Source organism: Streptomyces sp. NBC_00287, from assembly GCF_036173105.1.
Classification (GTDB): Bacteria; Actinomycetota; Actinomycetes; order Streptomycetales; family Streptomycetaceae; genus Streptomyces.
This window is the reverse complement of record NZ_CP108053.1, coordinates 453,312-466,331: the sequence shown is the minus strand read 5'-3', so window position 1 is coordinate 466,331 and position 13,020 is coordinate 453,312. Positions and strand designations below refer to the sequence as shown.

Annotated in this window: 11 protein-coding genes; 7 read left to right on the top strand and 4 right to left on the bottom strand. The window is 68.2% G+C overall.

Annotated features, from left to right (window positions below; all coding sequences use genetic code 11):
• Nucleotides 1–108: 108 nt before the first annotated feature.
• Nucleotides 109–1,074, top strand: coding sequence for a TauD/TfdA dioxygenase family protein (locus tag OHT76_RS02425; protein WP_328869030.1), 966 nt, complete (start codon nucleotides 109–111; stop codon nucleotides 1,072–1,074).
• Nucleotides 1,075–1,468: 394 nt separating this feature from the next.
• Nucleotides 1,469–2,788, top strand: coding sequence for a phosphatase PAP2 family protein (locus OHT76_RS02420; RefSeq protein WP_328869029.1), 1,320 nt, complete (start codon nucleotides 1,469–1,471; stop codon nucleotides 2,786–2,788).
• Between the two features lie 35 nt (nucleotides 2,789–2,823).
• Here the strand turns inward: OHT76_RS02420 and OHT76_RS02415 are convergent, their stop codons facing one another.
• Nucleotides 2,824–3,039 (bottom strand): hypothetical protein, encoded by a 216-nt coding sequence (locus OHT76_RS02415; RefSeq protein ID WP_328869028.1) that lies wholly within the window; start codon nucleotides 3,037–3,039, stop codon nucleotides 2,824–2,826.
• Nucleotides 3,040–3,154: 115 nt separating this feature from the next.
• The gene (locus OHT76_RS02410) at nucleotides 3,155–3,886 is read right to left on the bottom strand and encodes a TioE family transcriptional regulator (RefSeq protein WP_328869027.1); all 732 of its coding nucleotides are present in this window, start codon (nucleotides 3,884–3,886) and stop codon (nucleotides 3,155–3,157) included.
• Nucleotides 3,887–3,944: 58 nt separating this feature from the next.
• On the opposite strand from OHT76_RS02410, the gene OHT76_RS02405 reads away from it, so the two are divergent.
• Nucleotides 3,945–5,147: an erythromycin esterase family protein gene (locus OHT76_RS02405; RefSeq protein WP_328869026.1), complete on the top strand. Its 1,203-nt coding sequence runs from the start codon at nucleotides 3,945–3,947 to the stop codon at nucleotides 5,145–5,147.
• Between the two features lie 117 nt (nucleotides 5,148–5,264).
• On the opposite strand, the gene OHT76_RS02400 is transcribed toward OHT76_RS02405, so the two are convergent.
• Both OHT76_RS02400 and OHT76_RS02395 read right to left on the bottom strand, forming a co-directional pair.
• Nucleotides 5,265–5,630 carry a hypothetical protein gene (locus OHT76_RS02400; RefSeq protein WP_328869025.1) on the bottom strand — a complete coding sequence of 122 codons (366 nt, stop codon included), beginning with the start codon at nucleotides 5,628–5,630 and terminating at the stop codon, nucleotides 5,265–5,267.
• Between the two features lie 23 nt (nucleotides 5,631–5,653).
• Complete coding sequence (locus OHT76_RS02395; RefSeq protein WP_328869024.1) at nucleotides 5,654–6,901, bottom strand: helix-turn-helix transcriptional regulator; 1,248 nt, start codon at nucleotides 6,899–6,901, stop codon at nucleotides 5,654–5,656.
• 165 nt (nucleotides 6,902–7,066) lie between these two features.
• Here OHT76_RS02395 and OHT76_RS02390 point away from each other — a divergent pair, with 165 nt between their 5' ends.
• The 4 genes from OHT76_RS02390 to OHT76_RS02375 all read left to right on the top strand — a co-directional run bounded on the left by OHT76_RS02390 (nucleotide 7,067) and on the right by OHT76_RS02375 (nucleotide 12,918).
• Entirely contained in the window at nucleotides 7,067–7,444 is a 378-nt protein-coding gene (locus OHT76_RS02390) for a hypothetical protein (protein WP_328869023.1), read from the top strand.
• A gap of 791 nt (nucleotides 7,445–8,235) precedes the next feature.
• Nucleotides 8,236–9,708 (top strand): asparagine synthase, encoded by a 1,473-nt coding sequence (locus OHT76_RS02385; protein WP_328869022.1) that lies wholly within the window; start codon nucleotides 8,236–8,238, stop codon nucleotides 9,706–9,708.
• Nucleotides 9,705–10,454, top strand: coding sequence for a class I SAM-dependent methyltransferase (locus OHT76_RS02380; RefSeq protein ID WP_328869021.1), 750 nt, complete (start codon nucleotides 9,705–9,707; stop codon nucleotides 10,452–10,454). The genes OHT76_RS02385 and OHT76_RS02380 overlap by 4 nt, the downstream gene beginning before the upstream one ends.
• A 424-nt stretch (nucleotides 10,455–10,878) precedes the next feature.
• Nucleotides 10,879–12,918, top strand: a complete 2,040-nt coding sequence (locus OHT76_RS02375; protein ID WP_328869020.1) for a TerD family protein — start codon at nucleotides 10,879–10,881, stop codon at nucleotides 12,916–12,918.
• The last annotated feature ends 102 nt before the right edge of the window (nucleotides 12,919–13,020 follow it).

Below are 13,020 nucleotides of genomic sequence, written 5' to 3'. Positions count from 1 at the left end.
CGGCCGGTCGCGGGGCGCGCAACGGAATTTGGGGCAGGGCCCTGTCGCCTCCGGCGCCGATCGCTGTCACGATCTTCGGTGAACCGGCTGACGACCCACGGAGAACACATGACGACGGACAGGGGCGCGGCGCAGCCGCCCGCGGCGATCGAGGTGAAACCGGCCGCCGGGCACATCGGGGCGGAGATCACGGGCGTGGACCTGTCGAGCGACCTCGACGACGCCGTGGTCGCCGTGATCAGGGCCGCGGTGCTGCGCTGGAAGGTGGTGTTCTTCCGCGACCAGCCGCTGGACCACGCCGGACACGTGGCGTTCGCGCGCCGCTTCGGCGAGCCGGTCGTCCTGCCGCGCCGCGGGAAGGCGTCCCCGCCGGACTTCCCGGAGGTGGAAACCACTGCGGACCGGCTGGAGTTGGGCGGCCGCTTCGGCATGGAGCACGACGAGTGGCTGCGCCGCCGCCGGCACACCCTGCTGCGCGGCTGGCACTGCGACCACGGCGCCCGCGTCGACCCACCCGCCGCGACGATCCTCCGCGCGGAGACGGTCCCGCCGTACGGAGGCGACACGACGTGGTCGAACCTGGCGGCCGCGTACGCCGGACTTTCGGCCCCCGTGCGGGAGTTCGTGTCCGGCCTGAGGGCGGAACACCGCCTGGGCGTCGGGTATCAGCCGCGGCCCGGGGACGACGCGTACCTCCGCCACCTCCTGGACCACCAGGTGGCGACGCTCCACCCGCTGGTCCGGGTCCACCCGGAGACGGGGGAGCGCATCCTCTACATCAACGGCTACTACGTGGAACAGATCGCCGACCTCTCCCGAGCCGAGAGCCAGGCGCTCCTGGACCTCCTCCTGGACCAGGCGGTCCGGCCCGAGTACACGGTCCGTTTCCGCTGGGAACCGGGGAGCGTGGCCTTCTGGGACAACCGCGCGACGATCCATCTGGCCCCGAGCGACAGCGCCCACCTTGATCATCCTCGGATCATGCACCGCGTGATGGTGGCCGGTGAGGTGCCGGTGGGCGTGGACGGGAAGGCGTCGGAGGCGATCGTGGGGAGTGAGGCGGGGCGGTGGTGAGGGGGCGGGGAAACGGGCGTTGCCCTACCCCGCTCCGGGATGCCGGGCCCCTCGCGGTGAACGCAAAAGGCACTTCACCTTGCTCTAGGGCCAACGGTGGGGAAACCCGTATGATGCGGGGGCTCTGACCTGGGGGGTCGGGGGTCTCGGGGGCTCACGTTCGTGCACAAACGGGGACTTCGTGCTGCCTACGGCCGCATTCGTCGGCCGGGCTGGAACCCGGACCGCGATCTTTCCGTCTTCCCTCGTCGGACGAGCGAAATCACCCTGCCCTTTGATCAAAATCGAGTAAATCGGCCGAAAATTGAGATACAGACCATCACGCATATCTCCGCGAATAAGTGACGGAATCCCGCTCCCGCTGTGGCGTCAACCACGGGCGAGACTCTGGGCCGTGGCGGCTGTCGTGGCCCTCGGATTCCTCATAGCGCTGGAGTTCGCCGCGCGTCGCTACGGCCTGCCGGGGCCGATCACCACCCAGACGCGAGAGGTGATATTCGCCCCCAAATCGGGTGGCCTGCTGTACGCCTCCATGGCGTTGATGATGGTGGTACTCACTTGGCGGCAACGATTCATCGCGCTGGGCGGCGCGATCGGTATCGATGTCGCTTTCTCGGCGGTCCGTTGGGCGCTCGACGTCAAGGTGACGGAAGGCCACCCCTTCGGTAATGGCGCATTGTGGGTGATTCTGGGCTGTGGGGTCATCGCCGTCACGCGCCGCACCGGCAGCGAACGCGTCCTGCTGCTCAAGGGCGTAGGGCTGGCCCTGCTGCTGATGGCCGGCCGCAAGACCGGCGACACCTGGCTGTTCATCACCTCGAAGACCCGACCGTCGGTGCTCGACCAGTACGTGGCGACCGCCGATCACGCCCTGGGCGACCCGTCCTGGCTGGTAGGCCGGATCGTCGAGGCCTCCGGCCCCATCGGCTTCAATGTCCTCGACTTCGTCTACGGCCAACTCCCGGTGGCCGCGGTCGTCGTCGCGCTGTATCAATTCCGTGGCGTGGCGGCGGAGCGCCGTTTCCCCCGCCACCACCTGGTGCGCACCTTCCTGGTGATAGGCCTCATCGGACCGGCCTTCTACATGATCTACCCGGTGGTCGGACCGGTCTTCGCCTACGGCACCGGCACCGAGCAATGGGCGTCGGTCAGCCTGTGGGCGCCCGAATCGGCACCCAGCGTGCAGTGGGCGGCGGCCAACCTGTGGCCGCAGACTCTGCCGCCGATCAGCCCCCCGCAGCACATGCCGTTCGACGGGGTCACCCCCCGGAACTGCATGCCCAGCCTGCACACGGCGTGGGCGGTCGCGATCTTCATCCATTCCCGCAAGGGCCCACGACTTCTGCGCTATGCAGGAACGTTCTGGCTGATCGCCACGCTCGCCGCGACGCTGGGATTCGGCTACCACTACGGCGCGGACCTCATCGCCGGCGTGGTGTTCACGCTCACGATCGAGGCGGGTCTGCGGACATTCGACCGGGGCTGGGATCGATCGGGGGTCCGGCTGGTCGCCTACGGCGCGACGGTCTTCGCCGCGCTCTTGGTGTCGTACCGCTACGTGCCGTTGGACATGGCCAAGCATCCGTGGCTGGCCGGACCCCTGCTCCTGCTGGCGATGACCTCGGTGATCTACGGCTACGTACGGACCGTCGCACGGTGGGAAGCGACGGCCGCACCAGCGCGAGAACCGCAACGGCAACTCGAACTGGTCTGAACCGTGTGAGTGATCACCGCGAAGTGGGGCGGCCGCTAGTCGGTCTCGCGGTCCAGGACGCGGCGAGCCGCCTCGGCCTCCGCTGCCGGCGGTGACAGTTCGTCGAGGGTGTCGAGCTCGTCGTCCGCTTCCAGTTCCCGTTCCCAGGCTGCCGCGAGGCGTTCCTGCTCCTCGCGCGGCTTGGCGCCGACGGCCTCTTTGTGCCCCGGGTCCAGGGCTGCCAGGAATCGTTCGACCGTGTTGGTGGGCATACGGTGCTCCTTGTCGCAAGAAGGGGATCCGCCCTGTTCCAGCATGGCTGAACGGTCCCTCGTCGGCGCCCCGACACCGCTGGGAACACCCCGTTGGCCTCTTCGCGGCGGCGTCTCATCCCCGCTTGCGGAGGTACGCCTCCAGCTCCGCGGCGCCGGTCAGCATCGCCCGCCCGCGGGCGGACAGTCGGCCGTGCCAGTCGCGCAGGGCGGCCTCCAGGGGCTCAAGACCTCCGGCCGCCCGCACCTGGGCGATGAGCGGCGCGATCTGCTCCAGCAGGTAGCCGCCCCGCCGGAGTTGGTGGGCCAGCCGGGCATCCCGTACGTCGGCTTCGTCGTAGACGCGATACCCGGTCAGCGGGTCGCGGCGCGGGCTCACCAGCCCGGCCCGCTCCCATTTGCGCAGCGTCGCGGGCCGGATCCCGAGCGTGCCTGCCAGTGGCCCGATGAACATGCCACCGGGCGAGGACGCCGCGGCCGACTCCGACCCCGTGAGGGGCTCCAGGTCGCGAAGGGCGCTCTCCACGGCCTGGAGGGTCCGCCGGTCCTCGAGGAGCTGGGCGTGGCTCTCGTCGATGAGGCGGAACGCCTCCTCGGCCGCGTCCTCGTTCACCGCCCGCATGATCGACATCGCCGTCTGGTGGCCGTGGCCGGGCACGAGGGCGAGGAACGCGCGCAGGGCTGCCGCGTGCAGCGAGGTGTAGGTGCGGTAGCCATGGGCGGTGCGAGCGGCGGCCGGAAGGATGCCGGCCTCCTCGTAGTTCCTGACTGCCTGCGTGGACAGACCGTGCCCGCGCGCCAGGTCAACGGGCCTCAGCCGCTCCCCGTTTTGAAGGTTTCGCCCCATGACATCCACGATTCCGCGCGAAAGTTTCAACCGAAGGTTCAACGATACCGTTGAATGCATGGCAACGGACATCAAGGCAACCACGCACGCCGTCGAGGCTGCCGCCCTCATGAAGCTGCTCCCGACCCGGCCCCGACTGCTCGCGCTGGGCGAGCCCACCCATGGCGAGGACACCCTGCTCGACCTGCGCAACGAGCTCTTCCGGCAACTCGTCGAGCAGGAGGGCTACCGGACGATCACGATCGAGAGCGACTGCATGATGGGCCTGGTAGTCGACGACTACGTCACCTCGGGCACGGGCACCCTCGACGAGGTCATGGAGCACGGATTCAGCCACGGGCTCGGCGCCTCCACGGCCAACCGCGAGCTGGTGCGCTGGATGCGCACCTACAACGACGGCCGACCCGCGCCCGAGCGCCTCCACTTCGCCGGCTTCGACGGCCCTCTGGAGATCACCGGCGCGGCGAGTCCCCGCCAGGCCCTCACCGCACTCCACGGCTACCTCTCGGCGCAGGTGGACGCGGCCCTGCTCCCCTGCACCGCGGAAACACTCGACCGCTTGCTCGGCGCCGACGACCCGTGGACCAATCCCGCCGTGATGATGGACCCGACCCAGTCGGTGGGACGTTCGGCCGAGGCCGCGGAACTACGGCTGCTGGCCGACGACTTGATGGCACTCCTCGACGAACAGACACCCCACCTGATCACGACGACTTCGCGGGACGACTGGAACCGTGCACGCCTGTACGGCCGTACCGCAACGGGCCTCCTGCGCTACCACTACTGGATGGCCGACACCTCACCGGCCCGCATGCCCCGGCTGCTGGGCGTGCGGGATTCGATGATGTCCGCCAACCTCCTCGCCCTCGCCGCCGGCGGCCCGGCACTCGTGTACGCCCACAACTCCCATCTCCAGCGGGAGAAGAGCACGATGCAGATGTGGGAGGGGCCGGTGGAGTGGTGGAGCGCCGGCGCACTGGCGAGCGCCCACCTCGGCGAGGAGTACGCCTTCGTGGCGACGGCCCTCGGCACGATCCATCACCAGGGAGTGCATACCCCACCGCCGAACACCGTCGAAGGACTCCTGTACGAGCTCCCGGAGAGCCAGTACATCGTCGACGCCACTCGCCTGACCACAACCCTCGGCGACACGCACCCGAACCTCCGCACATCCCCCTGGTTCGGCTACGCCCCGCTCGACCCGGCCCACTTGGCGTCCATCGACGGGCTCGTGTTCATCAAGGACGTCGCGCAGCGCTAGTGCCGCCCCAACACCGGCGAACGCCTTCGGCAGCCTCTGTCGTCTGAGGAGGACAACCGCGTCCGCTTGTGGATGATGCACTCCGAATTACGGCTACGGGGGAACAGCGATGAACGCCTATTTCAAGGCGTCTTCAATGGCCTCGAAGATGTCGGCGTCCGTCTCCTTCTGCCAGTCGGGCAGGTCGGGCCAGTCCGCGACGTATCCGGGCTTAGGGTTTTCGAAGTGCCGGTACATCTGGGCAGTCCAGCACGTGGCGACGAAGCGGCTCTTCTGCTCGCGGGTGAGGCGGGCGGCGTGACCGTCGCTGAGGTCGAGGAACTGTCGCACCTGGTCATGGACGGAACTGGCGGCCTGCCGCTCCCACTCCGGGGTCTCTTCCCAGGGGGTGACGTAGCCGGGCTTGGGTTCGCCGGGGAAGTGCTTGCGCACCCCGGTGATCCAAGCCTCGCGGAACAGTCGTGCTCCCTCGACCTGCGACATGCTTTCCCCTCTCGTCACGTCGTTCACAGTGCGTCGATCTCGGCGCCCAGTTCGACCATGCGAGCGTCGCGTGCGAGGGGGCCGAGGTCCGTCTGCAGCCTCTGGAGTCTACGGGCGACATAGCCAGAGGAGGTTTTCCGGGCGAGGTGCAGTGCCTCGCGACCGTAGGTGAGGACTTGGTCCGGGTCGTGGCGCTTGGCGCCGATGGATGCGAGGTCGGTCAGGACGGCGCCGCGGCGCCGGAATGACTGGCCGGAGGCGAGGACGTCCTGCCCGAGGGCGGCGGTGAGGGCCTTCTCGGCGAGGTCCAAGCGCCCGAGCTGGAGGTAGCGGGCGCCGCGTTCCTCGGCCAGGCGGGAGCCGTCGAAGCGCAGCCAGCCGCCGTTGTGGGCTGGGCCGCTCAGGTCCGTCACCTTCTCCGCCGTATCGAGGGCCCGCTCGCAGGCGGAGAGGTTCCCGAGACCGGCATATGCCTCCGCCTGGACGGAAGCGACCCAGTAGCGGGTCGTCAGGGAGCTGTCCCCGTGCCGGGCCACCCTCTCAGCGGCTGAGAGGGTGCCGGCGGCGTCGGCGTAGCGGCGCTCGTACAGGTCGAGGTAGGCGTGACGGACCAGAGCGCATGCCCACAGGTCGTACGACTTGGCTTCCTTGCTGGCCGAGGCGGCGAGGGTGTACGAGGCGGCGGCGTCGGTGTAGCGGTTGCCGTCGAAGGCCAGCTCGCCGGCGAGCTGGAAGAGGTCGCCGGCGGCGCCGCACAGGGCTCGTGTCTCCGTCTCTTGCTGGCCGCTGAGGGTGTTGTTGAGCGTGGTGAGCTGGTCGCGGACGATCGGGTACACGGAGCTTTTGGCGCGGGCGAGTTGGTAGACGTGCCACAGGTGGCCGTTCATGCGCAGGAAGTCTTCGGCGGTCCCGCGAAGTGTGCCCACCGTGAGTGATTCGCTCTCGTCGGCGGGCAGCGCCACCATGGCGCTGGTGACGGCTATAGCACGCAGAAACTGGCGTCGGATCATGTCGTCGAGGTCCCCTGAGCCATGGTGGTCGCGAGGCGGCAACCCTGCCGACTCCGAGAGGGCTGCTTGTGGCGGTCCCACCAGGGCGTCGAGTTCATCAAGGTCGAGGCCCAGCAGTTCGGCCAGTCGCGGCCGAAGTGACGGCTGCGGCGTGGTCTTGCCGGTGTCCCAGCGCCCGACCGTACGTCGATCCACGCCGAGGGCGTGCGCAAGCCCCTCCTGACTGTAGCCCTGCGCCCTGCGTCGCTCCGCTAACCCCATACCGCCCCCTTTCCACGCTTCGACCCGTGTCATCCCGGCGGCGCCTGTCTGCCTCAGAAGTGTCCCAGGAGTGCCCTGCGGACGCCGTGGTCTGCGCCAACGCGAGCCGGTTTTCTGGACGTGGACAGCAAGGGACAACGGTGACACTGGAGAAGAGGTGCGGTCATGGGCACACAGAGCGCCACGACACCGTCCGACTCGGCGCAATTCCCGATCCTCCTGGACGGGGTCGACGAATCCGTGGAGACGGCGCTCGCCGTGAGGCTGGTGATGCCCGAGCGTTCGGTGATCGACGCGACGACCCGGGACCTGATCGGTCACCTGAGGGTGCTGATGGGCGAAGACCTCGACTTCAAGGAGGGCCCGGCCGTGCAGGCGCTGTTCCAGGAGGGCTACCGCGTTCTTCACCTAATGCGCCGGCCGACGGCGGAGTCCACCCACTGCGGCGCCTACCAGTACATGCGCGAACTCGGCCTGCTCACCAGGCGCTTCGCTGGCCTCTACCGCGAGAGGCAAGGGAAGGAGGACGAGGCCGATGGCTAGCGAAGCCCCACCGATCTGCCCGTGCGTCGGCCCGCAGCAACTCTGCCCGACCAGAAGCGAGCACGGCGCCCCCTGGCCTCGCGGCCATTGTCCGGCAGCCTGAGACGAAGCCGAGTGAGCAGGGAAGAACCAGATCACCGCCCAGGTCATGTACGTCGTCTCGGTCCGCGCGGTCGGCAGCGCGATCGGGTTGGCGGTGTCGCGGGGATCGCGAACCGCTGGCGGAACAAGCGTGGTGAGCGCTACGGCTGGCGGCAGTGGCTGCTGTCAGCCCTGATCATCGCCTCCACGACGCCGGTCCGGCTGGGCCTTCTGGTACTTCGCCCCCGACTGACCCCTCCCAGCCCGCTCGACGGGCACCTACTGACTCCCGCTCTGGCCGTGTGAGCCCCGACGAAGACCCAGTGCCGCACTGGGGCGGGGCTCACAAACTCCCATTCGGCCGGAGCGGGATCCCCGCCACGAGGCCGGCCTGCTGGTGCCGTGGCAGTCGTACCACCGATGAGCCCCCGTCCCGGTCGCCTGGTTGTCGGCGGCCGGGACGGGTCCAAGGGCCCTGCACCCCGCGGGGCTCGTCCAACCACTCCGTAGGAGGAGAAGCCATGGACATCGACGAACTGTTCACCGGCGACCTGGTCACCGGCGTCCCCAGCATGGACGCGGCGCTGCTCGACAAGATGCCGGGCGGTGGCGACAACAACGGCGACCACTGCAGCTGATCTACCCGTGAGCGCGGGGGAGCAGGGTCAAGTGCCCGGCTCCGCCGCCCCATGAAGGAAGGGAGGTGCGGTGTGCTCTCGTTTCGCCTGCGGCTGTCGGACACCCACAGCTCTGGTTGGCGGTGGGACACGGATCGTTGGATGCTGGGCGAGAGCTGGATCAGGCCCGCACACGCGGCCGTACTGAACGCAGAACTTGAGCCGGGGCAGGGACCCAGCGCATGCGTGCTCGTGCGGGAGGACAAGGACGGGGAAGCGGACTACACGTCGCTGCTCGTACGCCCGGGAGAGATCCAGGTCTCGGCCGGCGTGTTCGGGACCGCGCCGCTGTATCTCATATCGGTCGCAGAGGACCTCTACGGCTCCTGGGACTTGACCGACCTCCGGCCGCACCTGCGACCTCACCAGCTAACTCCACGGGCCGTGGCACGCACCCTGGGCAGACAGCACCGCTACAGCGCTGACACTCTCTTCGACGGGGTGTACCGGCTCACGGAACGGGCGACGGCCGCCTTCACGACCGCCGACCTCACGATCCTCTACCCCGAGCCCGCCCAGCACGTGCTGGAACCCCGGACCCTGCGCGCCGGCGCCGACCCCGTGGGCATGTTCGATGCGCTGCTGACCGAGGTCGTGGCCGAGTGGCGCTCTGCGGCGAGCTGTGTCGGGGTCGAAGTGTCCGGTGGGGCGGACTCAGGCAACGTAGCGCTCTCCACAACTGCGGTCGGCTTCGGCTCCGTCCACACCTTCGGGTTGCTCATGGGAGGGCGGATCGGCCGACTTCAGCAGGCGCGGCGCCGCGCGTTGGTGGATCGCTTGGGCCTGCGGGACACTGCTGTGCCTGCCATGCAGCACCCACCGTTCGTGCTGGGCGGAGTGCGGGAGCGCAGGGTGCCGCACGATCCGGCTGGCGCCTTCTACCAGGAGGCATTCGACGTCGTACGACAGGAAGTGGCCGCCCGCGGCTGCGAAGTGATCTTTACGGGCGGCGGTGGGGACGAGGTCAACGCCCACCACTCCCGTACGAACGCCGTGTTCCCCGCGGCTGCCCCGGTGCCGTGGCTGGGTGAGAAGGCCACGGAGGCGCTGGAGCAGGTGGACGAGAACCTCGCGCCCATCCCCGTGCTCCCGGTGCCCACGCTCATGGCCTTCGGCCTGCACAACCCGGCCTACCTGAAACTCGGTATCTGGCCGGTCGCTCCCCTCGTCCACCCCCGGATGGTCCGCTTCATGGAACAGCTGCCGCACGAGCACAAGCGCGGCAAGGCGATGTTCCGCGACCGCCTACGGCAGGCGGGCCTGCCGGAATCCGTCGCGGCCCCGACCGAACCCGAGAACTTCCTCGCGGTCATGGAGGAGGGCCTGCGCACTTACGGACTCCCGCTCCTCGACGACATGCTCCGCGAATCCCTCCTGGTCGATCTCGGCTACGTTGACCCCGACGCCCTGGCCCGGGCCCGCGACCAAGCTGAGCATGCCGCCGTGGTGCCCGACCTGCTGTGCGACACACTCGCCCTGGAAGCCGGACTCCGGAGCCTTGTATGAGCAGCCTGGACATCGTAGAAGCAGCACACCTCGAAGCGTCCAACCTCTTCTACCGGGACCCCGGGCTGTACGACAGCGTGCAGGCCGACAGCGACAGCGCGCGCATCTGCCGGGTGCTCATCGACCGGCACCGTCCGGACGCTCGTACCCTCCTGGACTTCGGCTGCGGCACCGGCCGGGACCTGGAGCAGCTGGCACAGCACTTCGACTGCACCGGCGTTGATCTGCAACCGGGCCTGGTCGACTACGCGCGCCGAACCCGTTCCGAACTCGATGTCCGGGTAGGGGACATGCGCACCGTCCGGCTCGGCTGCACCGCGGACGTCCTCGTGTGCCTGGGCAACTCGCTTGCCTACGTGTATGACAACACTGACGTCCAGGCAACGTTCCAGACCTTCGCCGCGCACGCGCGCCCAGGCACCCTGCTCGTCCTGTGCTCTCCCGTCGCCCCGATTGAGTCCCTGAGCCCTCAACAGGCCCACGTCGAGACCCGCCTCGGGGCTGCCACCGTGACGATCACCTACGAGTGGGATCTACGGACGCAGGTCAACACCATGCGTCGGCACTGGGCGTTCGACTCGGGCGAGGAGTGCCGAGACACGATCCGGCGGCGTGTTCTCGGCCCGCGTGAACTGGAGCTGTACGCGCGCTTCGCCGGCTTCGAAGTACTGGAGATCGTCAACGAAGCAGGCGCGCTGCCCGTCTCGGGCCCAGGTGCCTATACCGTGGCCCACTACCACCAGTGAGGCACCGGCTGCCATGTCCTGCTGGCTTGCCGTGGCTCCGTGTGCTGGCTCAGCGACTGTGCTTCCTGCTCCCGGAGCTCCGCCGCCACCTCCAGTGGTTACTTTGCTGCGCATGGCCCATTGGGTGCAATCGCGGTGAACGGGGCTGACTGAGACGGAACGTGAGACGGCAGGACTGCGTCGGCGAGCTCGTGAGCAACGCCCCTTCATTCCAGTCCGGTGTGTGGTCCCTCGGTCGAGGCTGATGGGACTGGTGGAGAGGCTCTGTCGGCCCTCGCTCTCCCGCCTTGTTGTTACCGGACAGCCCCACCGTCTTGTTGTGGGGCACTACAGTCTTTCGTTGTGCCGTACGTCACATGGCGGTGCAGGGTGGGCGGCCTGGGTGGGGTAGTCAAGGGCCGAGTTGCGAGATTTGGGGGGCTTCATGCGTGAGATGGTCAAGGGCTCGAACGTGGCGCTGGCGGACCTGAGCGAGAACGCCGGCTCGGTAATCGTCAGTTTGAGCTGGGTCAGCCCGACCGGTGAAGGCGACGCGGACGTGTCCGTCCTGCTGCTGGATGCGAACGGCAAAGTGCGCAGTGACGGCGACTTCTGCTTCTACAACAACCCGGTTGCCGCTGACGGGAGCGTGCAACTGCTGGGTAAGACGCCAACGGAGAGCGGCGACGAGGACCGGATCAGCTTCGACCTGACCGCGGTCCCGTCCGGCATCGACCAGATCGTCGTGGCGGCAAGCCGCTACGAAGGAGCCGGATTCGGGGAACTGGAAGACCTGAGGGTGACACTGGCCGACGGCGGTGGGGAGAGCCTGCTCAGGTTCGCCATCGATGACGCCGGCACGGTGAGCGCGATCATCTTCGGCGAGTTGTACCGGCGCGGGGAAGAGTGGAAGTTCCGTGCCGTCGGACAGGGATACGACACTGGTCTGGCCGGCCTGGCGACTGACTTCGGCGTGGACATCGAGGACGACGCGGGAACAGAGGAAGCATCGGATGGCACAGGCAACGGCGAGCACGCTGATACGGCGGTCCCGGCTCCTCCCGCTGAGCCGCAACCGCAAGTGATGCCAGGCCTTGTTCCAACTCCACGCCCGCCTGTCGACGAGGCTGGGCCGAAGAAGGCGGCACGACCTCGCACCGCGAAGAAGAAGGTCACTGTGCCCAAGGTGGCCAGGAAGTCTCTGGCGGACAATGAGTCCTGGAAGGAGGCCAGACTCTTTCCAGTTTCGGCGCTCAAGAGCGACCGGGACCGGGAAATGCGCGCCACCTCTGTACTGCTGTCGGTCATGGCGCAGGTGCCGGAGTTCGGCCGGAGACTCACGGCGGCGTTCGGAGCACCGGCGGGCCGCATGGAGACCTTCACCGAGGTCTCCCTGCCGCACGGCGATACGCCGCGACGCCCGGACGGGGTGATCCGCGTCGAGCGGGCCGGCAAACTGTGGACCGCGCTGGTGGAGAGTAAGACCAACGGCAACGACCTCAAGCCCGATCAGGTGCAGGCATACGTAGACATCGCCGCACGCCGTGGCTACGAGGCCGTGATCACGCTTTCGAACGATGTTGCTCTGGAAGGCAGCCCACTCGTCGACGTCAAGATCGACGGTCGGCGCAAACACAAGGTGGCTCTCCGGCACCTGTCCTGGGCCGAAGTCGCCTACCAGGCACAGATGTTGATCCGACATGAGGGTGTCGGAGACAAGGCGCACGCCTGGCTGCTCCAGGAACTGCTGCACTACCTGAGGCATGAAAACTCCGGCTGCCACGGTTTCCAGAACATGGGATCGGCCTGGGTCCCCGTACGCAACGGTATCGACGACGAAACCCTGTGCCAGGGCGACCGGCGCGCCCTGGACGTGGTCGAGAGCTGGGAACGGCTCATTCGCCAGATCTGCCTCAGCCTCGGCGGCGAACTCGGACAGAAGGTACTGCCCGTCCAGCGCGCCAAGCGTGGAGCCGATCCGACAGCCCGGCGCAGCCGCCTGGCCGATCAACTCTGCCTCGACGGCAGACTTCAAGCAGAGCTCCGGATCGAGGGCGCACCCGGAATTCTGGCGATCAGCGCCGACCTGCGCACTGCCAAGCTCCGCACCTCCATCGAGATCCCCGCACCCGAGCAGGGTTACCCGTTGACCTGGGCCAAACGCCTCATCCGACGCTTGGCCGAGGCACCGGCAGACCTTCACATCGAAACCCTGATCGAAGGAGTGGCGGGCGGGCCACGCGGCACACTTGAGCGGCTCCGCCCGGAGCCTGCGGACATGCTCCCGAAGAACAACGACACCCAGATCACGGGCTTCCGCCTGTCCCTGCTCAAAGGCATGGGGAGCAGCCGAGGTAACGCCGAATCCGGCTTCATCCGTAGCGTCGACGACGCTGTGCACCGCTTCTACACGACCGTAGTAGTCCATCTGGACCGCCCGACGCCCCGGCAAGCAGCGGCGAAGGAACGTGCCGGAACGGGATGACACCCGGCCCTGGCCAGTTCGCCGGCGGCTACGTCCCACTCACGGGCCATGCGTCGTCTGCAACCACGGCCAGGCGCCGGATTGGGCAGCAGCCAGGCGAAG